The sequence below is a fragment of the Paenibacillus nanensis genome, assembly GCF_003583765.1.
Lineage (GTDB): Bacteria > Bacillota > Bacilli > Paenibacillales > Paenibacillaceae > Pristimantibacillus > Pristimantibacillus nanensis.
The window spans coordinates 47,243-70,709 of record NZ_QXQA01000018.1 but is presented as its reverse complement, the minus strand read 5'-3'; the positions used below and the strand labels follow the sequence as shown (position 1 = coordinate 70,709).

Sequence of the window (23,467 nt, the reverse complement as noted above, 5' to 3'; positions counted from 1 at the left end):
TCCCTGTCAAAAGTTATTTACTGCGCTTGCTCGTCATGAAACGGTCGACGGACAAAGGCGATTGGTCGGCAACTGCCAAATATAACGAGACCAGAATGAAAGCAAGATCTAACTCATAGCCAGCCGATTGACCGTTCCCAAGAAGACCTGCCGGCAGCTTCGCCGTCACGATCGCGCCGATGAGCATCATAACAAACAGTCCGGATACATAACGAGTGAACAGGCCCAAGATCAGCAAAATGCCGCCGACAAGCTCAAGCACCGTTACGACGTAAGCTAGAAACCCCGGAATACCTATCGAGCTAAACCACGCTTCTACATTGCTAAGTCCCATTTGAAGCTTATCTGCGCCGTGAAATACAAATATAATGCCCAGCACGACTCGCATAATAATCGAAACGACAGCTGTTCTATTCATGAACTTCTCTCCTCACAATATTAGTAATAGAAATATATTTTCTACATGAGTAATTTATCGCAAGTCGAATTGACTTGTCAACAGAAATATTGATAATATTAAAACAAGTTTTGTATTACAAATATTTTAAAGGTGTGATCCAATGGATATTGGCTCTACGATACGAGCGATCAGAAAGCGGAAAAATATTACCATCGCTCAAATTTGCGAAGCAACCGGCCTCTCCCAGGGCTTTATGAGTCAGGTTGAAACCAATAAAACTTCGCCGTCTATCTCAACGCTGGAAAATATAGCCGAGGCGCTGAACGTGCCGCTAGCTTATTTGCTCTTAAAGAAAGAAGAGCGGATGCGGATTGTCCGGAAAGACGAGCGGACACTCACAACAAGCGGTTCCGATAACCTCAAAGTGGAACACTTGAGCTCCACAAAAAACGTGCGTATGAGGATCGTAGAATTTCCTCCTGGCGCTACTACCGGCGATGCGCCTCACGCACATGAAGGCGAGGAGGTCCATTTGGTCATGAAAGGGAGAATATACGCGGAGCAAGGCGAGGATGGAGCGGAATTCGGAGAAGGCGATTCCTTTAGCTGGAATGCTTGTACACCCCATTTAGTCCGAAATATCGGGGACGACACGGCAATCGTGCTCATTTCGATCTATACGGAAAACGATAATGGCGCGGATCTGATCTAATAAAAAGTGCATAACATTGATACGCAATGTTATGCACTCGTGATCTCCTGGTCAACTACGAGGTTGCCTGACGTGCAGCCTTTTAAGGTGAGTGATTGATCAATCACTCTAGAGAAAACTATCACTTCATTTTTTGCAAATCTCGAATAGTCGCCGCAATCCCGACCTCAGGTTTGGTTGCTGGAATAGCCCCGATATGGCGCCGATACTTCTCCCCGCTTAGGCGCAGCGGCTCTTCCGTTAAGTACAGCATTTCCACAACTTCTTTCATGACGGGAACAAATATTCCAAGCAGTGATAATCCAACCTTCCCAAGGGCAATAACAGGCTTATTAGTGCCGCTTGCCTGTTGAGCAATACGGACAATCTCACGGCCTGAAATAATGTCCGAACCAGGAATATTCCAGTTTTGCCCATAAGCCTGCTCGCGCCCCGCAAGCTCCACAATCATCATTGCCGCGTCAGGCAGATACACATATTCACGCGGCGTTTTCATATTCCCTATGAAAAAGGCCATTTTCCCAGCTGCAATTGCTTCGAGCGTTCCGCCTAAATAGGAAGCTTGATTGGCGGTTGGTCCATAATAATCCGGAAGGCGTACAATCATAGGGCGAGCCTTACTCCATCTGCTGCTAAAGATCATCTGCTCAAAGGCAAGCCGCACTTTTCCCTTCTTCGTATGAGGCTGCCTAGGATGATCCTCAGTCACGCGTTCCATTTGTCTTCGTCCATAGGGATAAATTCCGTCAATGACGACTACCTTCAAACTCAGTCGGTCGGCCGCTTCCATTATAGATTCACCGAGAGGAATCAGCTTGCTCGCCATCTCGTTGTAAGGGACGTTCGCGCAATGGAATAGTACATCCGCATCTTTTGCCGCGGCCGCAATATCATCCGTCCGGAATGCATCCCCGATTGCAAACGACAGGTGAGCAGGGTTGCCTAATTGGCTGGCAAGCTCCTCTAGCTTTTGGCGAGACCGCCCGAAGGCAACCGTCGGCACTCCCCGTTTTACAAGTTCAGATACAATAACCGCGCCTGTGCCACCAGTAGCCCCAATAACAATCGCTTTTTTCATCATTCTCCAGCTCCCCGTTTTCGTATTGCTTTGTGATTGATCAATCAATTACTGTTAATGACAATATAGCATTGTGTTATTGATTGGTCAATAACTAATTTTTAAAATTGTGGCTTTTTCCGTTGTTACGCTACCCCGTGGTCGGCCTTATCCACACACTGTTCTGGTGAGGAGGCAGACTGCTCTTGAATGATTCCTGAACCATGATAACTCTCTCTCAAAGCTGAACTATTTTAAAGCAGTCGCTCACCTTTTGGTAACTATATGAAAAAAATGTACATACTTCAAACTCCAGATCAGTTCCATTATACTCGTGAATAAAGGAGGGATCACATGAAAACCCTGGTGATTGTAACACACCCAAGCATTGAAACGTCAACGATCAATAAACGGCTGGTAGAAGAATTAAAAAAGTTTCCGGAAAAGTATACCGTCCATGATTTGTACAAGGCGTACCCCGACGGAAACATTGATATAGAAAGCGAACAGAGACTGGTGGAGTCGCATAGCAAGCTAGTTTTGCAGTTCCCGATCTTCTGGTTCAATTGCCCGCCGTTGTTGAAAAAATGGCTTGATGATGTATTAACTTACGGCTGGGGCTATGGTTCGAGCAATGGTAACCAAATGAGAAATCGAAAAGTCGCTCTAGCCGTGTCAACCGGGATAAGGCGAAAGGAATATAGTTCTGACGGAAAATACAGGTATGCGTTAAAGCAACTGCTGACACCGTTTGAAACAACGTTCCTCTATTGCAATGCAGACTACCGCTCGTTCTTTGCTGTTTATGGTAAGGAGGGCGACGAAGCGTCCTCTGTCGAAGACAATAGACCGACGACCGGCGCATTAGAAGAGAGAGCACATGAATATCTTCGCTTTATAGACTCGATGTAAACCTTCAGGAGGCTTATTCAAGCCTCCTGTTTTTCTCCCCCCACTCACACATCATATGCAAAATTGGAATGACCGATTGCCCGAGTTCCGTTAAGGAATATTCAACCTTCGGAGGGATTTGGGTATAATCCTTGCGTAGGAGCAGGCCGTCAGCTTCCAGTTCTTTTAACATGATGCTCAACGTCTTGAAAGGAATGCCGTTAATTCTTCGCATCATTTCATTAGGACGCAGAACCTTGTGTTCGGCCAGACAATATAGAATGGACATTTTATACTTGCCGCCAATAACGGACAGCGTATAACCGAACCCGGTTTCTTTCTGATTCACTCCATTTGGAACACAGGTCCCATGATTAGCATCCATAAAGATGACACTTCCTTTTATAGTATATTTACAAACATATGGAACTGGCGCTCAATTTACATTATAAACTTTGGTGTCAGGCCTACCATTCCTACGCCAAATTGTACTGCATCTTGAGGAAAACGAGCCGGTACCCGCCATCGCAGACATATTGCATCTCGCATCGCCCGTCTAGTCCTTCATAATTCGAAAACCGCCCGCTCCGTCTTCGCGTCCCACCGCCAATCGATCCGTCCCTGCAGACGCAAGCCTCCGTACCATTCGTCAATCTCTATATCGCGAATCCCATCCGTCTCTCCTGCCTCCGCCGCCCGTCCGAAATCGGTCAGCTCGACCCGGCGCGCCGAAACGGGAAGCGTACCGGGTGCGGAGCCGACAGATGGCCGCTCGGCTTCATCAATGAACCGGATCAACGCCTTCGGCCGTTCAGCCATGCTTCGCAGCCGATGCCAATATTCGATATCGCCCATGCCAAGATCGCCGATGCGATTCCCTACGTCCCGGAACAAGTCGGTCGCCGCGCGCGCGCCGTCCCGCAAGGCTGCCAACGTCGTCTGCTCGACGACGCCCAGCCCGTTCAGTACCGAAGGCAGTCGGGACAAATGCCAACGGAACGATGAACGGGCAAAAGGGAGCGCCGACGTGTCCCATGCAAGCGCAGCCGCATGCGTTTCCAAGCTTGGCGACGCATAAGCCTCCCACAGCTTCGCGCCCGTCTCGAGCTCCTTACGTCCGACCGGGCGCCACTTGCCCGACAGTGTTTCCAACTGTTCAACGGTCAGTTGGCCCAATCCCCGAAACCGATCGATACCCGGGAATTCCCCGATGCAGAGCAAACTGAGCTTCGTACGCCCGAGCGTCTGTCCGGCAAACCAACGAAGCAAATACCATAACATCGTCTGGTCGAACAAGTCGTGCTCAAACCACAACACAACCTCGTCGTACGCGCCGAATCGCCGCAGCTCCCGTTCCTGCATCTCGCAGCCCCGGACGTAATCGTCCGGCGGAATGCCCAGCGCCCGCTCCAAATAGGCCGTCCGCAGCTTTCTACATGCACGGTCTTCCATATCGAGAAACGCCGGCCCTGCGGGGTACACCTCCCTCCAAACCAGCACGTCTCCCGGGATGGCAGCCCGCTTCAAGGTTTCTCCGACATGATCTCCGTTCACAATATGCAGCAATTTCACTCCTCCTTCATATAAATCGTGGAATACCGTCGCGACGTCGGACACAAGGAGCGACGTCCTCAGCGTCCGTCGGGCATCGTAAAGACGTTTCTTCAGATTCATCGGGGGTATGTTTCAGTGTGGCCGCGATTAGATCAACGTTGCGCTAGAAACTTGCCCTTTAACATAAAGAAGCTGCCGATCGTGCCAGCAGCTACTTCCTGAACGACTATTAAGCTATCGTTCTCCGTTAGCTCAACGAATCTTCGGTTGCAAAAAATCCAACAGGGTAGTTCTCGTCATCTTCTGCATCGACATCAGGGTATCGATTAAAGACAGTCTGGAAATTATCGAGATTAATCAAATGGTCGATTAATTTTTCAATTCTTTCCCTGCTAATAATATCAATCAATACCATGTCGCTGGACCAAAAATATGCACCATTCATGCATTCACCAGTTTGTATATTCTTTTGTCTTAATGTCTCGATATTTCGGTAAGTGAAGAAGCTGGCAATCCATTTGGAGCGATCCGGAAAGACAACAATAACATCGGTATTATCATCTTTACAATCCCATGAGCCTTCGGGCCATATTTCGGCTTCTATCCATACATAACGCTTCGAAAAGTTCATGCCATTCTCCTATAGGTAGTATTTGAGCTAACGTCTCCGTTACTTCAAGGCCAAGATTAGTTGTTTTGATTCTTTTTAGTAATTTCAATTAATCTATATATAGCGTCCTCAAGGTCTTTGTTATGCTTTCGTTGACTCGACTGAATGCTTAATAACACAAACACTATGATCACCAACAATAATATAATTGGTATAAAGTATATGTCCCACCCCAAACTTAGCACCTACCTTCTAACTTCCTAACTGAATGTTATTCGCTTTTAACATCTATTTGTCCTCTTCCGCTAAACGTAGTAAAACGATGTAATCCCCACAACCTTGCTTACTGATTTCAACTATCTAAATAATACCATATATTGGAACTATTCTGCCCGTTACTTCAACAGACATATGGCCAGCTGCGTATAACAATAAACGACTGCAGAGCAGTCGTTTCAATACAGTTAATCAATATCCTCTTCACTCTTTAATCTATTCACTTCTTTCTCAAGATAGTTGAGACGTTTATGTATTCTGTAGATTATTGGAGTATAAGCAACCAATATTAGCAAAATCCATCCCACGTAGTTCACTCCTTTTTGTAAGACATATCCAATTCCATTTTATCTAAATTTATGCGATTCCCCCATACCTCCTTTGAACTAACCTGCCAATTATCTTCAATGCCTTGGCCCCACATGTTTAAGAACTTTATTTTTCCATTCCCATTTAAGAACATTATTACGTAAAGCTTCGGTATCCTTGTTGAAACTTTAATCTTCTTCCTGGCGTACTTACGCGTAAAGGACGGTGCTTAAATTGAAACGTAAACCACGCGATAAAGCGGACGTTACTTCTTTCTTTTTTGAAGTGTTTTTGGAACTGTTGGTATTTATTCCGCGGTTAGTGATCAGGGCCTTTAAATGGGCTCTGGACTAATCGATAGACTTCGCCTCGGCTGGAATCGATACCAGCGATCGAATCCCTCCACCTTAGCAGGATAAGGATCGAGGAGCTTCTTGGCCTCGACGATCAACGACTCCATCCGGTCAGATAGCCGATATCGGGCACCTCTTTTTCTTCGTTGCCAAGACCCCAGTACTTCACGTTATGCGGTTCCTCGAAACCATGGCTTCTGCGAAGATTGGCATAGTGCGTGTCTTCCGTTCCATTGCAGTATTGGAGTTGTCAAAAAAAGTGCAGTCTGAAAACACCCTCATACAGAACTCCCGTTACTAAGCTGCCTATGACAGCATTCTTTCGCGATAAATAGCGGGGGGTCAGCCCCGACCGGCAGCACCCCATTAAGCTAATTGGCAGTTTAGCGCGGGCCAACCAACTAAGTGGTTGCTTGCTCACAATTGCTGGAAGGAAAGTTCTATTCTTTCGCGAATTCATTAGACATGCCGAAGTTGCGAATTTCGCAAAAAAATCGCGGTAGAGCACTGGAAAGAGCATTTTAGTTTTCTACATCTTCATAGAAAGGTGATTACGCATGAACCAAAGACCGTCAGAAGAAGAATACGCCGGGGACGCCGGCGACTATATCCGGTTGGTGCCGGAAGGCAACATCATCGACATTCTGCTCGCCCAGGAAAAGCAGATGACCGAGCTGCTGGCATCGTTGACCGAAAGCCAGAGCGCCTATCGGTATGCGGAAGGAAAATGGATGCTGAAGGAAGTCGTGGGCCACATCGCAGACAGTGAACGCGTCATGACCTACCGCCTGCTCCGATTTGCAAGAGGGGATCAGACGCCTCTGTCCAGTTTCGATCAGGAATTGTTCATTCCTCCTTTCGGAGGCTGGACAACCGCGCAATTGGCCGAAGACTACCGGGCCGTACGGCAATCGACGATCACACTGCTGCGCGGGTTGCCGACGGAGGCGTGGTCCCGCAAGGGTACAGCCAACAACACAAGCATTACGGTGCGCTCCCTTGCTTACGGCATCGCAGGACACGAGCTTCACCACATGGAGGTCATCCGAAATCGTTATTTGAGTTAGTCGTCCTTACATTATGGCACCCTTCCCGCCCCGTTCATACCGTCATGCTATATAGGCATGACGGTTTGCTCTCTTTACAAGCAGTCCTCATATGTAATAGCGCGATGAGAAAGACGCAGTTTGACATTTCCGCTAATCATCGAGTGCTTTCTTTTTCTCCTGGCCGAACCAATGAAATGACGTTTATATCTTCACGGCTTGCCACAAGACTTTTATCCTCGAATCGAGTGGAAAGAACGACTAGGGTCGTTGAAAATCCAAATGCGTTGCAAGCCTCAAGGAAGGTTTCCAACGATTCACTTGTTTCCGTTACAACCTTCAACAAATAATTATACTCGCCACTTGTTCTATAGAAATCGATAATTTCAGGGGCCGCTTCGCAGAATGTTTCGAATTCCTTGCAGTTGTTCGATTTGAACAGTACAAACGCTGTTGTATATTTGCCCAGCTTGGCAGGGGAGATCTTTGCACGATAACCGGTTATGACCTCCCGTTCTTCCAATTTCCGAAGACGTTCGGTTACAGCCGGCTGCGACATCGAAACCATTCGACTCATCTCAGAAACCGTAATTCTGGCATTATCGTGAAGAATGGACATTATCTTTAAATCGATGTTGTCCATGATCAGATCACCTCATTTTTATAAAGTTTGAATGAAAAACAACGATAGAAATAAGTTTTTAAACCCCAAACTCCGTAATCTTCATATGTGAATTCTAGAACGGATTTCATAAAATGTCACTATAAACGAAAAAAGGAGACGGAGAACCATGACGATAACCGAAACGAGAAGGACTGAGGGGCTAAACTACTTTACGACTGGAGATGGAGTTCGGCTTGCTTATCGAATCGATGGGTTGGCCGACAAACCGGTACTTGTGCTTGCGAACTCCATCGCGACCTCGATGAACATGTGGGATGGGCAAATTCCCGAGCTTTCAAAGCATTTCCGCGTTCTTCGCTACGACTATCGGGGGCATGGCGAATCGGATACGCCGGACGGTCCGTATTCGTTCGACAGATTGGGACGGGATGTCATCGAGCTCCTCGACGCGCTTCAAATCGACCGTGTCCATTTCCTCGGGCTGTCGCTCGGCGGCGTCATTGCGCAATGGCTAGGAATATACGCTCCGGTGCGGGTCGACCGGCTCATACTGAGCAATACCTCCTCTTACCTGGGGCCTGCCGAGCAATGGCAGGGCTTGATTGCCTCAGTGCTGGAACAGGGGAAACTACCCGAATTCGCAGATATGTTCATTAAGAACTGGTTCCCTTCGCATATGTTGGAATCTGATAACCCGCACGTCGCCTCGTTTCGCGAAATGGTGCTGGCTACTCGTCCGCAAGGAATTGCAGGAAGCTGGGCTGCTATTCGCGACATGGATATGCGCCGGACTGCCGCGCTGATCAGCAGCCCGACCTTAGTAATTTCAGGCCAGTATGATACGGTTACGCTTCCCGAACACGGTGAATTGATTGCCAAGACGGTGCCTAACGCAAAACAACTGATATTGCCCGCAGTTCACCTGTCCAATGTGGAGTATCAAGCTGAGTTCCTGAGTGCCGTACTCGAATTTTTGCAGGTAAAATAAGGCTTGCATCCGGAATAGATGACGTTCTGAAAGCACCTGTCGGCTCGTCTGATAGGTGCTGCTCTGCCGCTGATTGCATCGAGTGTATTTAACATGACCTTCCGGTAATAACTTCTGAACTATTCCCCCTGCTGATGTATCGTCAAGGAATAAGCGTAGTCCGATAGACAGGATTGATGGTAATCTCTATCCCTTTACTTTCTAAATGAATTCTTCGTTTATCCAATCACATGATCATGGTGTAAGGAATGAGCTATTTATAAAGGATCCAAGCGGCAATCGAATAGCTTATTTTGTGAGAACGAAGAGTCTCCTTTTCATAAACATGCCACTGGAAAAGTCAGTTGGTAATGGTTAACTCTCAGGGATGATATTGTTTTGAGTAAGGGAAGTAACAGGAACTTTACCAACCCATGATCCGTGATGCTGATCCATTCATTAAAGTCTATTCAGATGTGTATCTTTGAACTCCGTTTTGTATTTCAATCCATAACCTAACAATCGATCCAGGCCGATGTGAGCGGTCCAAATGATGCCGATCATCAAAAAAACATCCATTTTTGTGACAACCCCTATGACGAGCATGATGCCGCTCAAAAGATAAGTATGAAATAGATTGTAAGCGACCGCCCCGACACGAACCCCCTTTAGATAACCAACCATCGAGATGTCTGGAGCGAACAGAAGCACGATGAACCAAATCCACTTAAAATCGTACTCCATAAATGCATAGATACAGGCTAGCAGCACAAGTAAACCTTCAAGCTTCAAGATGAGCCTATTCATTTTTTCCTCCATTATCATTTATCCTCGCCGAATCTACTTCTCTTAATAGCTCTGCCCCGTACGGATGATCTATGATGTAGAGCCAACTGCCGTCCTGCTGTTTTCTAACAATTTCTGTAGTGTGGCCTTGGATTTGCATAGGATTTCCATCGGTTCCTACTGTGTGAAGTACATAATGTGCGCGTAGCAAAGCGATATTTTCAAAAGGGATATAATATATATTCTTAGATATCATGCTGCCTTGTAGCTGTAATAGGTCCTCTAGAGTTTTGCGAATTTGTACGATTCCATTATCATGGCCTCCGTTCGGATTAACCAGAATACCGTCCGGTTCGTACAAAGCAAGAAGTTTACCAATATCGCCCGAGTTATATGCTTCTGCAAACGCAGCATTCATTTTTTCCGGATTCATGACCGCTTTATTACGAATGGGGGATTTCATAGTATCGCCTCTTTCTATATGATGGTTATGTATGTTAGATTATCTGAATTCCATCAATAGAGTAAGTACGCAGAATAAGATGACGAAGTCATAAAAAACTAACCAATGTGGAGGTAAAGATGCCGTATCTGGATGGGACCTTTGGTTGCCCCGTAGAAGTGGGTCTACAAATGATTAGCGGGAAGTGGAAGCCTAGAATAATATTTGAACTGCTTCGGCAAACCAGACGTTTTGGTGAGCTTCAACGGTTAATATCTGGCATATCCAGGCATGTTCTGACTACACAGCTGCGGGAACTGGAGGAATGCAATATCGTTAAACGCACCGCTTTTTTGACCATCCCTCCGAAGGTTGAATATAGTTTAACCGATTTCGGGAAAAGTCTGGAACCCATTCTAGAGCAAATGATAAAAGTGGGGGAGCATTATATATCAATCCAAAAACATGAAGTTTCAAAGAACTGAAACTGCCTTTATACAATTAGGAGGGAAACCCAAATGATACAATCAATTGTCCATATAGCTCTTGTTGTTAGGGACTATGACGAAGCTTTAGATTTTTATACAAAGAAGTTAAACTTCACATTAGTCGAGGATACGTATCAACCGGATCAGGATAAACGATGGGTCGTTGTATCTCCACCCGGGTCTGTAGGCACTACATTGTTACTTGCAAAGGCTTCAAAACCAGAGCAGGAAGAATTTATCGGGAATCAGTCCGGGGGCAGAGTTTTTCTCTTCTTAAATACGGATGATTTTTGGAGAGACTACAATGAAATGTTAAGTAAGGGAATCGAGTTCGTTAGAGAACCAAAGGAACAAGAATATGGGACTGTGGCTGTTTTTAAGGACTTATATGGAAACTTATGGGACCTCTTGGAGCTAAAACGAGACCATCCCATTTCAAAAAGAATGAAATAACGTTTCCCCGACATGGAAGTCCCGCCCAATTAATTGTAATGAAAATGAAATATTTCATTCATCGCGCTTTAATGAAAGGGGCATATAATGAAAGTCGACCCCCTTTTTTATAATATAAAACCTTTGGCCCGCTGCCCGTTGCAGCGGGTCCTTTTTTTGCTTTCCACGCGCGGCCCCTCGATCTGGAGCATGTCGTCGATCCGAGGCGCCCCCGCCTGCTTGCCCGCCGCTTCTTGCCGCGGCTGCTTACGCCCGCATCGGGGTTCCCCGCTTCGCCTTCCGCATCGGTTTGCTCGCTGCCGCTGCCGCTCGTCGACTTCTCGTTCGAAATCGGCGCGTATTGCTTAATATTTCCGAATATGATCGTGCCCTCGTTCCGAATAATTTTAACTTGTCCCAGACAGCAAGGCATGTCATCATCCGCTTTCTTTGTCATCGTTCTCGCAAAACAATCCTACGATATCCTATGCCGCTGGAAAGTCGGACGAATTGGCGTTTCCAATAGGTACAGCCGCCTTTTTCCTGAAGGCATCATTAACCGGCCGTCTCCGTCAGCTCGATCAATATTATCTCCGGACGGTTGAACAGCCGCTGAGGGAACGTGCTGTTGCCAAGTCCCCGGCTAATGATCATCTCGGAGCCGCCGAGCTGATGCCGGCCCTCCGAATACTTCGGCCAAAAGCCTTGCTCCGGAGCGAATACCCCGCCTACGAACGGGATTCGGAATTGTCCGCCGTGGGCATGGCCGGACAAGCTGAGGTCCATCCCGTAGTCGGCGTAAACCTGGAACAGCTCCGGCCGGTGAGACAGCAAAATCGTGTAAGCCCCCGGGTGCTCGATGCCTTCGAGCGCAACGCCAAGATGGGCTTCGATTTTAGCGGCATCTCCATCCCTCTTCCGGTTATAGAGCGGATCGTCCACCCCAACGAGCTGAATGAAACCGTCCCCCAATTCAATCGACGTATGCTCGTTCCGCAGAACGTGAACACCCGCTTCAATCAGCTTTTGCTCCAGGGACGGATAACGGCTCGCGGCGTATTCGTGATTGCCTCTGATGAAATAAACCGGGGCAATCTTCAATGCTCCCTGCATCATCGTTAAGCTGGCTTTCTCGTCGTAATGGCTGCTGTCCACCAAATCCCCCGTCACGACGATGAGGTCCGGCTTCAGCTTCTGCACCTTGCGGAGCAAAGGCTTCTGGTCCCGGCCGAACTCCTTGCTCTGCAGGTCGGACAGCTGAACGATTCGGTACGTTCCGAAGCCTGCCGGGAGCTTCTCCGAGCTCACCTTATGTGCAGTAATCCCAATCCAGTTGTTCTCTGCATACAAAAACAGAATAAGAAGCAATATCGCAGCAGGAATGTAGATCATAAACCACCTCTTCGTTTTGCTCATCAGTCTCCCTCCAAGCCGTGCATCTTTATCTGTTTTTCATGCGCTCAATCGCAAGGTTCCAGGACTGCCAGTGGCTCCGTTCTTTCGCTTGCCCTTTCATTTGAGCTAAAATGCTGTCCACCCCGTCCAGCTCGGGATGCTCCCGTAAAAGCCTTTCCAGCGCGGGACCCGCATCGGCGGATAACGTGCCGAGATAACCGATATCGATTTTCCCGGTTGCCTCGTAACGAGCGATATTGCCTTCCGCTATACGCGCATCCAAATTGATATAATTCATGATGACGTACGCCGCTACGCCAATCGCAATATAGACTTTGGCGAGCGAGAACCAGCGGTACCAAATGCGGACGACGGCCACAAGCATTAATACGCCGAGGAACACCATAAATCCGTGCACCAGCAGCCTGAGCTGCGTATAACCGTAAGCCTCCTCGTATAAGGACAATCGGCTGTAAGCCGAGATCAGCATCACCAGCGTACACCCCATCAGAACGGTGAGCAACGCCTGGCGCAGACGTTCCATCAAGCTGCTGCCCTTCTCGATAAAATGAAGGCCGATCAGCAAAATGCCGATGTTGAGAAGCGCCACGGCAACCAGCTCCGCAAAGCCTCTGCGCGCATATTCCGCGTAAGCCGTCCCATCGGGCAGAAGGCCGTCGGCAGCGCCGAACAAGTACGTAAATTGAATGGCGGCGAACAGGACATAGACGGCATTGACGCAGATAAGAACCGTAGCGGCGACCAAAGGATCAAATGTTGTCCGGTCTTGATCAGGCTGCCTCTCGGCAGCAGGCCATACCTGACTACCTGCCACTGACGGTTGAGCGGCAGCGGACCGGGATTCCCGTTTGAACAGCAGCCCCCATACATAACAGAATAGATACAATGCGAGCCCCGCCGCGGCGAAAAACCGGAGGAAGCCTTCTCCCGCCGAACCGCCGTCGAGCAGCGAGGGAATTTTATTCAGCCAGAATTCGAAAATGCCGTCCGCCGAGGCCAGAAGGATGACAACAACGAGCAGCAAAGGCGCCGCGAGCAGCAAGCCGAGCATAATTTTCCGAAGATCGGACTTTGTTTTGCTATTGTCTTCCCTGAATTTCAGCCAGCCTGCCGTCATGCTAAACGGGACGCTTAAGTGAGCAAAAGGCGCCACGAACCATTGCTGCAGCAGCTCCGCCAGAAACTTCGGCCGGTACCAAGGCTCAGAGCCTCCCCGCGTCAGCAGCATCGTCTGACCGACGATGAGAAGGATAAGCGCGATGCTATTTAAAAACCGGAACAATTCATTGGCGAACAAGGCGTATGCGAGCGCAAGCATGGCAATCGGCACGAACAAGAGACGTCCTGTCTTCGACTGTCCCCGCCAACGATCGAAGCCCCCCATTCTGCCTCTCGCGGCATAGAAGAAGTAGCCGTAGAATAAGACGGTGAACAGCAGCACGGACACGCCAAGCGCTCTGCCGACAAATAAATATTGCCCGATGACGCCCAGCAGGATCGCCATCAGCCACATCATATCGTATCTCTTCTGCCATGGTGCGGGATCTCTCATCACACATGTCTCCTTTGCACAAATCTCCCTTATATTGTAACCTAGAAAATAAGAACAAAAAGTGCAACTTTAATCCTCATAATTTCATATTTTATGTGAGGTACGGCGCTGGAGGTCGAGTATGAAAATACGCAGACATTTTTTTATGCTGAGAGAGGCTTATCCGCACGCGGAAGACGGCGTCCCCTTCGAGGTGACGACCGCTGAGCTGGCGGAGAAGCTGGATTGCACGCATCGCAATATGGTGCTGCTGCTGAAGCGAATGGCGGCGGAGGGCTGGATTAGCTGGTCGGCCAGGCGCGGACGCGGGAACCGCTCGCTGCTTGCATTCGAGCAGCCTGCGGAGAAGCTGCTGCTGGAGGAGGCTGAGGAGCTTGCGCTTCGGGGCGACCTCCAATCCGCGTTCGAGCTGCTGCAGCGGAAAGGGCTGGGAGGCGCCTCGCTGACACGGTTCCAGCAGTGGCTGACGGGACAATTCGGCTTTCGAAGCACCGTTGAAGGACAGCGGAGAACGGATACGCTGAGGTTTCCGCTGCCCGGATCCATCGACAGCCTGGACCCCGCCCGCATTCATTACAGCGGCGAATCGCATCTCGTGAACCAGCTGTTCGACGGACTGGTGCGCATCGATCCGAAGGGCGGCAGCATCCTTCCGCATCTGGCTCATGCTTGGGAGACGAATGAGGAACGGACGGAATGGACCTTCTACCTTCGGAAAGGCGTCCTGTTCCACCATGGCCGCGAGATGACCTCCACCGATGTCAGGTACACGCTTACCCGGCTGCGGCGGCTTGCTCCGAACGGGCTGTACAACTGGGTTTATAACGGAATTGAAGAGATGGATACGCCGGACGACACGACCATCCGTATCCGATTGCAGCAGCGCAATGAAGTGTTTCTTTCCTTCTTATCCACGAACAGAGCTTCTATCGTGCCGGAGGATATTTGCGAGGCGGAAGGAGAAGCGTTCGGACAGGAGCAAGGCACCGTGATCGGCACCGGGCCCTACCGTCTCGCGAGCAGAGGGCATGGCATATGGATATTGGAGGTTTTTCCCGCCTATTTTCGGGAACGCGCGTTTCTCGACCGCGTCGAGGTATGGACCATGCCTCACAGCAGCGACGCGGGCAAAGAAGAGGATTTGGAAGAGCTGCGGCAATTCCAGGTCATGCATAACGTTCGGATCGAAGGGATGACCGGCGGGCAGTGGCAGCAGGTGCGGCAGTCGGGCACAACCTGCAAATTTATGACGGTGAACGAGCTGAAGGACGGTCCGCTGGCCAATCCGGCGATCCGCTCGGTTTTGAACCGGGCCATTCATCGCGGCGAGCTGCTGAGACTGCTGTCTGGCGATGTCATTGAACCGGCGGCGAGCTTTTGGCTTCCGGATAAATCTGGCAAAATCAATAACGCGGGATGGGAGCATGACAACGCGGGGAAGCTGCGGAAGGAGCTTGCCGAGGCGGGTTACCAAGGCGAGCCGCTTAAGCTGATTACGATTCCCCAATACGAAAACGATGCCGCGATTATCAGAGGCCTGCTTGATTTGTCCGGCATTACGCTGGAGGTCCAGCTTCTGGCTGCCGAGCAATTCAAGGGAGCGGAACGTATGTCGGCCGACCTGCTGCTGTTCGCCGTTATGCTGGACGAGCACCGGGAGCTGCGGCTGATCGACTTGTACAAAAGCATGATGCAGCATATGGACAGGCAAACAAGCGTTAAAGTTGAGGATACGCTGCGGCGAATACTGGCTGAGCAGGACAGCGCGGAGCGGATTAAATTATTTATTCAGATCGAAGGCATTCTTGCCGGACGCCATTCCCTCTTATTCTTGTACCGCAAGCATTTGAAGACGGCTTTTCATCCTTCCGTGCAGGGTATTTCACTGGAGTCGCTCGGCTGGGTGCGGTTCCGGGATTTATGGTTCAGATAAACTGCAACACTTTACTCGATACTAGCGTATTTAGAAAGAGCTCACCATCCGTTTCCTATACATCTGCTACAGGAGGTTACGCTATGAGTCTAGGTCAAGATCCGGGGTTCGGAAATATGGGGTTTGACTTTATGTTTTCGGTTTTTCCTTTTCTGTTTTTCCTCGTGTTTGCGATTATAATCGGCGGAATCATATTCAGTATCGTCAAGTATGCGCGAAACGCGAGAGCGCCGCAGGAAAGCGCCTATGCGCGCGTCGTCGCCAAAAGAATGGATGTGAGGCACTCGACGAATCATCACCATCACGGGGACAATTCGCTTAGTCACGCCAGCACGTCCTCCCGCACGTATTACTATATTACGCTGGAGTTCGACAACGGCACGCGCAAGGAGTTTCTCGACGTCAAAAACTTGTTTGGACTTGTCGTGGAAGGCGATACCGGCTACGCGGCGACGAAGGGCGACTGGATCGTCGCTTTCGAACGGAATGCGGGCTAGCTTAGGAAGCTAGCCCTTCTTTTATGACCTTCTCCATGCATAGGCTCGATTCGCAATCCACATATTCGCCGAACCGATCAATTTCGTAGAAGCCTTGCTTTTTATAGAAAGAGACCGATTCGATCTGCGGCGCTCCCGTCTCCAGCCGCATGACGGAGCAGCCGAGCGCCAAGGCTTGTTTCTCTAAAAACCGGAACACCTGCAGGGCAATGCCCTTCCTTCTCATATTCGGCTCGACAAAGAACCGCTTCAGCTCGACCGTGTCCGCGTCCAGACGCCGGATGCCGCCGCAGCCGACGGGCGCGCCCTCCCAGTACGCAACGGCGAACAGCATGTCCTCCGTCTTCGGGTCTTCAAAGTCGACGCCGAATATTTCATCCGGCGGATACAGCTCATGCAAATAGCTGTCGAGCTTCGCGATCAGTCCAATCAAATCCTTATGCCCCGGCTTTACCGCCTGGATGGTTAGTTGGCTCATTTTCTTTTTCCTCCTAGCCCAGCTTAACGCTCATTTGCCGCTCGTACCATTCCCAGCCAAACCCGACATGCTCCGGCTTGTGAGAATCCGACCCGTAAACGCACGGGATGCCTTGCTTTCGGCATTCCGCCAAAAACCATTCCGGCACATAAGGCTTGCCGCAGGTCGTGACGCGAAGCCCCGCCGTGTTGACGTCAATGCCTACGGACGACTCAGCCAAGAGAGGCAGAATGCCTTCCAATCTCCGGCGAACCAACGCTTCGTCGATCTCCGGCAATTCTTGACGGAACTTCTCGATTAGATTAATATGTCCAAGCCGTTTGCGCATCGGGAGCTTCGCAGCCCACCGAATCGCCTCCTCGACATGGTCGTAATATTCGTTCACGACGGCGTCCATCGTGCCGTAATGCGCGAGCAAATTCCGCCGGAAATCGTCTGCGGTGTAATCAATGCAGCGCGTGCCGCCGACACCCGGCAAATAATGCACCGAATAGACGACATCCTCCAAATCCTGCTGCCACCGATCCACAATCCGTCCCGTGAAATCCAGCTGTCCCGGCAAATAATCGAGCTCAAGCCCGACCGTTACCTCGAGCTTGCCTTCGTAGCGCTGTTTCATATCCTTCGCGTACGCCATGTAAGCCGGAAGCTCTTCCATCGGCATCGCCAGCTCGGCGAACAGCTTCTCGTCCGGGACTAATCCCGCGGGAAGCGGCGGGTGCTCGCTGATCGTATAACGCTCGAATCCAAGCTGAATCGCCCGGTCAAGGTACAAAGACTGCTCGGCGTCGCTTCCGTGATAACAAAACCGCGTATGCGTATGCCCGTCCCATTTCAACATCCATATCCTCTCCCATCCCAATTCGCATCCAACCTGCGGTTCATTCTCTGTCTTTTATCTAGAGTATCATTTGCGCGGCTGCAGGTAAATTGCTAGGCTTCATTCATTCCAATCCAAAACAAAAACCCCCGCCTTAAGAGGGCGGGGGTTCGGCCGTGCATGATTCTGCTGCATATAAAAACTAACGCGTCATTTTACAAGCGTATTCTTGGCTGATCTCGCAAATTAGCGGCTCCCCTTTCAAGAAACGCTTCATCTCGCCGATCAACTGCTTCGTTACGATAAGGCGGCGGTCAACGGTCGGGCCCCCCATATGCGGCATCAGGATCGCGTTATCCCGCTCCATCAGAGGTGAATCCTGCGGAAGAGGCTCGACCTCGTAAACGTCCAGCACCGCACGGATATTCCGATTGGCGAGCACCCGGCACAACGCCTGCTCATCAATGATAGCGCCGCGCGCCGTGTTAATAAGCAGCGATCCGTCCGGCATCCGATTCAGCAGTTCTTCCGTAATCATATGATACGTCTCCGGCGTGCTTGCGGCATGAATGGAGACGATATCGCATATCGAAAAGATCTCCTCCAAGCTCGCTTCCTCCATTCGGTAACGCTCCAATTCCTCGCGCGCAAGCTGCTTCGAATAAACCTTAATCTCCGGGCGGAAAGGCTTCAGCATATCCACGGTGTACCTGGCAATCATGCCAAAGCCGATGATCCCGATTTTTTTATCGAGAAGCCCTTTGTTGGAATAGCCTCTTGGCCAAATGCCCTGCTTCAAATCATGGGAAAACTTCGGAATATCGCGCAGCGACGCGAGCGCGTAGGCGATGACGCTTTCCGCCACCGACTCCGCAAACACATTATTTCCGCTGACCACGCGGATTCCCCGTTCATAGACGGCATCCGTCACATAAGGATTTACCGAACCGCCTGTGTGGGCGACCATCCGCAGCTTGCCCGCATGCCGCAGCACTTCCTCGTCGAGCGGCCTGGTTCCCCAGCCGGTTATAACAAAATCGACATCTCTAATTTTGGCGCACAGCTCTTCTTTCGTCAGTTGCTCCGTCAAGCTTTCGTTCCAGGTGACATCCGCGAATTGCTCCAGCTCCCGCACGGTCTCCTCGTTAAAAAACGTATGAAAGACGGCCCCCTTAGGCATCGTCACTAAAACTTTCAGGTTCGGCATAGTCAGTACCCCTCGGGTGTAGTTCGCAGCATGGCCCCTTCGACCTGACGTCAGATCGAAGGTTCCGGCGCGTTACGTTTATTTTAAAAGATTGATAATCGCTTGCGCAGCCTGTGCGCGTGTTAATTGTCCTTGCGGATCAAATTGATGGTTTCCTTTGCCGTTAACCAGGCCAAGCTCATATGCGGCGGCGATCGCCTCGCGAGCCCAGCCGCTAATCGAGTCCCCATCGGCAAAGCCGCTCTTCGAGCCGTTCGCCTCTTGGCCCGTCAAATACTCGTAAGCCCTAAGGAGGATAACGGCCATTTCTTCGCGAGTGACCGCGCTTTCGGGAGCGAATCGCGTCTCGCTCTTGCCGCTCACAAGTCCGGCCTCGAATGCTGCGGCCACCTCCTGCGCATACCAGCTCGCCGCATCAACATCGCCGAATGGCATCGGCTCTCCGCTGCCGGAGATGCCAAGCGCGCGTACGATAAGGGCGATAAATTCCGAGCGCGAAATGTCTTGATCCGGGGCGAATTCCGAATCGTTAATCCCCTCCGCGACAAGCCTCATGGACAGCCCGCGGATCGCCTCTTCAGCCCAGTGCCCTTCCGGCACGTCCGCATAGGTTTTGTTGAATTGCAGCGCGACGTAAGCTCCGGCATTCCCGATGTCGGCATCCATTCGGCCGTCTTCGGCCATTCCGCCGACGTAAGACAACGTGCCGTCCGCATGCACCTCATAGATGGCCATTCGCTTCGCGTCCATCCCTTCAGCAAGCGCGAAGCTTACCGTTACGCCTTGTACCCGCTCCGCGTTCACTTTCGTGCCGTCTGCCTGCTTTATCGCAAACTCGAGCTGATAGCCGTCCGACGCCGCTTTTACATCCGCAGTATAAGCCGCACCCAACGCTTCCGCATCGATCGGCTGGGGCTTCAGCACGATATGAACCTGCCCCTGCGTCTGCGATTCAAAGGCGGCGATGGCCTGCGGGGAAAGACGAACGGCCACATTATCTCCCTTGATCACAATGTCGCGGTCCGCAATCAGCTTCGATACGTCTTGCGGCAATACAATTTCCGTTTTGCCTGCCTGCAGCGCAATCGTAATGGTGCCGTCGGCTCCGGCAGCCAATTCTGAGCCGGTCACGATTTGCGTCGCTGTGTTGTTATTCGTTCCTGGGGACGGGGATCCGTAGCCAGGTCCCTGACCCGGCTCATCCTTCTTAGGAGAAATCGTGTAGACAAGCTTCGATTTGCCGTCTGCAGCGGTTACGTTAACGAGTACGCGTCCGTCTTGAGCCCGCGTCACGTCAACAGTCGTTCCATCCTGGGCGGCAGTCGCCGTTACGGCCGAGCCGCTTGTAAGCGCCGCTTCATAGTTCAGAATGCCCGGCGAGAAGCCTGCCACCTCCCGTCCGTCCACCGTTAAAGCCGCAAGCGTCGCGTCCGTCTCGGGAACAGCGATACGGTATAGATACGTTTTTGCCTCCGGCGCATAATAGATGCTGCCGTCAATGCCGAGCGTCATTTCATTCGTGAATCTATCGTCTATCACTTTGAACTTGAGCGTTTCCGGATCCAGCGCAATGAGCTTGCGGGAAAGCGTCGTATACATCATGCCGTCCGGCGCCCACTCGATTTCGTAATTCAGCCATTTGCTGGTGTTGTACAAGCTTGGGAACAGCATCTTGCTTTTCACGATAACCGGATTTTGATAGTCGTCAACATTCAAGGCGAATATCGTGCCGTCGACCGCTCCCCATAACAAGCCGTCCGGTCCGAATTTCAATTGTCCGATCATCCGGGGCGTCTCGTCGATGTCCAAACCTAGCTCGCTTAATTTGATCGTTTTTAACGCTTCATTTTTATCCGTATCCCAAACAAAAATGACCGCTTCTTCCTCCGTCGGATCAATGCCAAGTCCGCCCCAGACGGTCGTGCCGCCGAACAGCAGGCCGTCACGGTAAGCTAAGCTCATCACGCTTTGATTAGGAGCAAAAGCGTCATCGTTGAATTGCTGCCATCGACCTGCCGCTTCATCATAAATGGCAAGCGCTCCGCCGAGATAGCCGTAGTCGGGAACCGTGCCGACAAACAGCTTGTTCTCCCCCGCCTCAATGGCGAATGGACGGTCCTGATGCTCGATATCGAATACCGGCTTTGGATTTACGTGAAGCTCGGTTTCCTGCGCCGGATCATACTGATACATCACCGCTCCGACATAGGTGCCGTAATAGACGCGGCCGTTCATAAACCCGATGCCTTCCGGCTGAGCGAAGTTTGCGATATTTTCTTCGATTGCGCCCGTAAACGGATTATAAATGCTCATGCCGCGCTGGTAACCGCCCATATATAAGCGGCCGTCCGGCCCGCTTTCGAGCGATTGAATGCTTACGCTGTTCGCCGCGATTTCAAGCTCGATAAATTTCACCCACCCGCCGCGCGGATCGATCAGCATCGTTTCCCCGTACTGCGTAATGGCAGCCAGCACCGTCTCGCCTGCTTTTTCGCCGCCGTTCAGCGTGACCCATGCAAAGTCCTTGTAGCGCGGCGTGTCCGGCATGGCATAAGGCAGCTCAACCGCAGACGATTGCTTTGTTTCCATGTTGTATTGGTATAGCGTTTTGGCGTAAACGTAGTAAATGATGTTCGGATTTGCCGGATCCGGCTCCGAAATCATCGCCAGCTGATTGAATGTTGCGTCGATTTCCAGCGTTTCTTTATCGAGCACGACCATCTGCTGCGTGCTAGCCGAGAAGAAGATCTTATCCCCGATAATATACACATCGCCGGCCGTGCCGGTATTGCCGGAATACCCTTCGACTTCAATCTCGGATATCTCGCCGGTCACGCGGTCGATTCGGTGAAGCGCAACGGTTGTCCCCATGGCGGCGTAGATGAAATTCTCGTCAACCGCGATGCCCCGCACATAGTTCTGTCCCGCTTCAACTGTGCCGTAGCTGCGGAATTCGCCCGTTGCGATGTCGTACTCAAACACCTTCCCGTCGGTGGACGGGTTGTACGTGCCGCCGTACACTTTATCGCCGATTGTCTCGAGATCCCACACCCAGTTATCCGCCGTGTTGTAGCCCAGCGCCTCTACTCTTTTGCCGGTCGGGATATAGCGGTACAGCACGCCGTCGCCCGTGCCTGCAAAGTACACGTTCTTATCTTCGCCGATCGTGATCGCCCAAGTCGCTTCCGTATGCGGAATCACCTCGGAGAAGATCTGCTCGCCCGTCTCAAGGTTCACGGCAAAAAAAGTGCCGGGATCGCCGTTCGTAATGAAGTACGCTTCATTGTCGCCGTCCGCGTTCGTTTGGATGGCGGCCGCTTGGCCCAGGTTGACGCTCACCATATCGCCAAGATCGACAGGCGCTTCATAATTGTGGTCGAGAGGCGTCTCTTCCTCCAGCACTCTGTTGGAGATGTCGTCGAAGTATGCTTCCGTCAAGCTGATGTCCCCGGAGTTCAGCGCAACGCGCGCCGAGACGGCATGCTCCGGCACTTCGGTCTGCAGCTTCATCACCGACCATTTGTTGGAGCCTAACGTGTTGCTTGAGAACAACGATTGGTTCGATCCGATCGGCTTGCCCGTTTCGTCGTAATAGTAAAACTCGATCACGATGTTATGGGTTTGACTGATGACGTATACATTCGCTTCCGTCACGATTGTCGAGCCGCCAACAATGGCGAACGGATCGCTTAGCACGCGCGTATTCTTGGCGTTGTTACTATCTTTGAAATGCAAGCTGTTCAGCCCGGATAGCTTTATGTCAGAGTTTAGCACGACCATGCCTTCCGTCCCGTCGGCAAGGCTCCAGCCGGGAATCGCCCCTCCTCGGAGGGCCTCTTCAAAGCCGGGGTTCGCCAGCTCTTCATTTAACGGCGTTTCAAGTACCGCCGGCGTGATCGTAACCTCCGCATCGTCCATGTACACTTTCGTTAAGCTGGGGTCTCCCGAATAGAGGCCGACTTTAATGGATGCCGTACCTGCCGGCACGACACCGCTCACCGTTAGCTTAAACCACTCGCCTGCCGGTACCGCAGCCGCTCCGTATTGCACGAAATCATTCGCCTTAGTCGGCTTGCCCTCCGCATCCAAATAATGAATGACCGGCTGAATGCCATGGGATTGATCGCCTGCGGCGGCTTTATAGACATAGACGCTGTACGTGACCGTCTCGTTGCCCGTTACCGGGATGTCATGGCTCAATACGCCGAATCTGCCGTTAGGCGAAGCGCTGCTGCTCGTGTCCTGAAACAGCAGGCTTTGCGCGCCGGATTTGGCATATTCGGTGCTGATCCCAATAGATCCGTGCTCCGACATTCCGGGCTGAACGCTCCAGCCGGAGATGACGCCCTCTGCTGCCGGACTTTCAAAGCCGGGGTTCAGCAAATGGGCATTGCCCGCCGAGCCTCCATCCGCCGAAACGACCGGTGTTACTAACGCTTGCGAAGATAAATGAAGGAATAGACCGATACTTGCAACGATACCGATTGTTTTTCGTTTCAATGCTGTCACTCCTTATTTTTTCGTCAACTGCCCGCATTGCCTCTTCAATCGCCGTCATGAATGAGCCGAACCTATTGAAACCCTCCCTTCAAATCTGTATCATATCTATATCATAT

General features: G+C 50.9%; 23 protein-coding genes and 1 pseudogene. 8 read left to right on the top strand and 16 right to left on the bottom strand.

Going from position 1 to position 23,467, the window contains the following annotated elements:
* Window positions 1-13: 13 nt before the first annotated feature.
* Window positions 14-418, bottom strand: a complete 405-nt coding sequence (locus tag D3P08_RS22690; RefSeq protein ID WP_119602408.1) for a DoxX family protein — start codon at window positions 416-418, stop codon at window positions 14-16.
* Between the two features lie 142 nt (window positions 419-560).
* On the opposite strand from D3P08_RS22690, the gene D3P08_RS22685 reads away from it, so the two are divergent.
* Window positions 561-1,112, top strand: a complete 552-nt coding sequence (locus D3P08_RS22685) for a helix-turn-helix domain-containing protein (protein ID WP_119602407.1) — start codon at window positions 561-563, stop codon at window positions 1,110-1,112.
* Window positions 1,113-1,233: 121 nt separating this feature from the next.
* Here the strand turns inward: D3P08_RS22685 and D3P08_RS22680 are convergent, their stop codons facing one another.
* Complete coding sequence (locus D3P08_RS22680) at window positions 1,234-2,190, bottom strand: SDR family NAD(P)-dependent oxidoreductase (RefSeq protein WP_119602470.1); 957 nt, start codon at window positions 2,188-2,190, stop codon at window positions 1,234-1,236.
* A 333-nt stretch (window positions 2,191-2,523) separates the two neighbouring features.
* On the opposite strand from D3P08_RS22680, the gene D3P08_RS22675 reads away from it, so the two are divergent.
* The gene (locus D3P08_RS22675; protein WP_119602406.1) at window positions 2,524-3,081 is read left to right on the top strand and encodes an NAD(P)H-dependent oxidoreductase; all 558 of its coding nucleotides are present in this window, start codon (window positions 2,524-2,526) and stop codon (window positions 3,079-3,081) included.
* A 13-nt stretch (window positions 3,082-3,094) separates the two neighbouring features.
* Here the strand turns inward: D3P08_RS22675 and D3P08_RS22670 are convergent, their stop codons facing one another.
* The 4 genes and pseudogenes from D3P08_RS22670 to D3P08_RS28135 form a co-directional block, all read right to left on the bottom strand.
* Entirely contained in the window at window positions 3,095-3,445 is a 351-nt protein-coding gene (locus tag D3P08_RS22670) for a winged helix-turn-helix transcriptional regulator (RefSeq protein ID WP_119602405.1), read from the bottom strand.
* Window positions 3,446-3,624: 179 nt separating this feature from the next.
* Entirely contained in the window at window positions 3,625-4,626 is a 1,002-nt protein-coding gene (locus D3P08_RS22665; RefSeq protein ID WP_119602469.1) for a DUF1835 domain-containing protein, read from the bottom strand.
* A gap of 235 nt (window positions 4,627-4,861) precedes the next feature.
* Window positions 4,862-5,245: a hypothetical protein gene (locus tag D3P08_RS22660; protein WP_119602404.1), complete on the bottom strand. Its 384-nt coding sequence runs from the start codon at window positions 5,243-5,245 to the stop codon at window positions 4,862-4,864.
* Between the two features lie 1,011 nt (window positions 5,246-6,256).
* Window positions 6,257-6,400 (bottom strand): annotated as a pseudogene (locus D3P08_RS28135) (hypothetical protein); the annotation flags it as partial.
* A 319-nt stretch (window positions 6,401-6,719) separates the two neighbouring features.
* Between D3P08_RS28135 and D3P08_RS22650 the strand changes: the two are divergent.
* Entirely contained in the window at window positions 6,720-7,229 is a 510-nt protein-coding gene (locus D3P08_RS22650; protein WP_119602403.1) for a DinB family protein, read from the top strand.
* A 136-nt stretch (window positions 7,230-7,365) separates the two neighbouring features.
* Here the strand turns inward: D3P08_RS22650 and D3P08_RS22645 are convergent, their stop codons facing one another.
* Entirely contained in the window at window positions 7,366-7,851 is a 486-nt protein-coding gene (locus tag D3P08_RS22645) for an Lrp/AsnC family transcriptional regulator (RefSeq protein WP_119602402.1), read from the bottom strand.
* 148 nt (window positions 7,852-7,999) lie between these two features.
* Here D3P08_RS22645 and D3P08_RS22640 point away from each other — a divergent pair, with 148 nt between their 5' ends.
* On the top strand, window positions 8,000-8,821 hold the full coding sequence (locus D3P08_RS22640; protein ID WP_119602401.1) for an alpha/beta fold hydrolase: 822 nt from the start codon (window positions 8,000-8,002) through the stop codon (window positions 8,819-8,821).
* A gap of 438 nt (window positions 8,822-9,259) precedes the next feature.
* Here the strand turns inward: D3P08_RS22640 and D3P08_RS22635 are convergent, their stop codons facing one another.
* On the bottom strand, window positions 9,260-9,607 hold the full coding sequence (locus D3P08_RS22635; RefSeq protein WP_119602400.1) for a DUF4260 domain-containing protein: 348 nt from the start codon (window positions 9,605-9,607) through the stop codon (window positions 9,260-9,262).
* Window positions 9,600-10,049 (bottom strand): YybH family protein, encoded by a 450-nt coding sequence (locus tag D3P08_RS22630; RefSeq protein WP_119602399.1) that lies wholly within the window; start codon window positions 10,047-10,049, stop codon window positions 9,600-9,602. Before D3P08_RS22630 ends, D3P08_RS22635 begins: the two co-directional genes overlap by 8 nt.
* Window positions 10,050-10,168: 119 nt before the next feature.
* On the opposite strand from D3P08_RS22630, the gene D3P08_RS22625 reads away from it, so the two are divergent.
* Window positions 10,169-10,513 (top strand): winged helix-turn-helix transcriptional regulator, encoded by a 345-nt coding sequence (locus D3P08_RS22625; protein ID WP_119602398.1) that lies wholly within the window; start codon window positions 10,169-10,171, stop codon window positions 10,511-10,513.
* 33 nt (window positions 10,514-10,546) lie between these two features.
* Window positions 10,547-10,969 (top strand): VOC family protein, encoded by a 423-nt coding sequence (locus tag D3P08_RS22620; protein ID WP_119602397.1) that lies wholly within the window; start codon window positions 10,547-10,549, stop codon window positions 10,967-10,969.
* Window positions 10,970-11,027: 58 nt separating this feature from the next.
* Here D3P08_RS22620 and D3P08_RS22615 read toward each other — a convergent pair whose 3' ends face one another.
* The 3 genes from D3P08_RS22615 to D3P08_RS22605 all read right to left on the bottom strand — a co-directional run bounded on the left by D3P08_RS22615 (window position 11,028) and on the right by D3P08_RS22605 (window position 13,916).
* Window positions 11,028-11,405, bottom strand: coding sequence for a hypothetical protein (locus D3P08_RS22615; RefSeq protein WP_119602396.1), 378 nt, complete (start codon window positions 11,403-11,405; stop codon window positions 11,028-11,030).
* Between the two features lie 98 nt (window positions 11,406-11,503).
* Complete coding sequence (locus D3P08_RS22610; RefSeq protein ID WP_119602395.1) at window positions 11,504-12,364, bottom strand: metallophosphoesterase; 861 nt, start codon at window positions 12,362-12,364, stop codon at window positions 11,504-11,506.
* Between the two features lie 25 nt (window positions 12,365-12,389).
* Window positions 12,390-13,916: a DUF4153 domain-containing protein gene (locus D3P08_RS22605; RefSeq protein WP_119602394.1), complete on the bottom strand. Its 1,527-nt coding sequence runs from the start codon at window positions 13,914-13,916 to the stop codon at window positions 12,390-12,392.
* A gap of 121 nt (window positions 13,917-14,037) precedes the next feature.
* Between D3P08_RS22605 and D3P08_RS22600 the strand changes: the two genes are divergently transcribed.
* Both D3P08_RS22600 and D3P08_RS22595 read left to right on the top strand, forming a co-directional pair.
* Window positions 14,038-15,849, top strand: a complete 1,812-nt coding sequence (locus D3P08_RS22600; protein ID WP_119602393.1) for an ABC transporter substrate-binding protein — start codon at window positions 14,038-14,040, stop codon at window positions 15,847-15,849.
* A gap of 83 nt (window positions 15,850-15,932) precedes the next feature.
* A complete protein-coding gene (locus tag D3P08_RS22595) occupies window positions 15,933-16,346 on the top strand; it encodes a DUF2500 domain-containing protein (RefSeq protein WP_119602392.1) in 414 nt (137 codons plus the stop codon).
* A 1-nt stretch (window position 16,347) separates the two neighbouring features.
* On the opposite strand, the gene D3P08_RS22590 is transcribed toward D3P08_RS22595, so the two are convergent.
* The 4 genes from D3P08_RS22590 to D3P08_RS22575 all read right to left on the bottom strand — a co-directional run bounded on the left by D3P08_RS22590 (window position 16,348) and on the right by D3P08_RS22575 (window position 23,351).
* On the bottom strand, window positions 16,348-16,824 hold the full coding sequence (locus D3P08_RS22590; protein WP_119602391.1) for a GNAT family N-acetyltransferase: 477 nt from the start codon (window positions 16,822-16,824) through the stop codon (window positions 16,348-16,350).
* 13 nt (window positions 16,825-16,837) lie between these two features.
* Entirely contained in the window at window positions 16,838-17,665 is an 828-nt protein-coding gene (hisJ, locus tag D3P08_RS22585) for a histidinol-phosphatase HisJ (protein ID WP_119602390.1), read from the bottom strand.
* Between the two features lie 181 nt (window positions 17,666-17,846).
* Window positions 17,847-18,851 carry a hydroxyacid dehydrogenase gene (locus D3P08_RS22580; protein ID WP_119602389.1) on the bottom strand — a complete coding sequence of 335 codons (1,005 nt, stop codon included), beginning with the start codon at window positions 18,849-18,851 and terminating at the stop codon, window positions 17,847-17,849.
* 78 nt (window positions 18,852-18,929) lie between these two features.
* Entirely contained in the window at window positions 18,930-23,351 is a 4,422-nt protein-coding gene (locus D3P08_RS22575) for an S-layer homology domain-containing protein (RefSeq protein WP_119602388.1), read from the bottom strand.
* Window positions 23,352-23,467 lie beyond the last annotated feature (116 nt).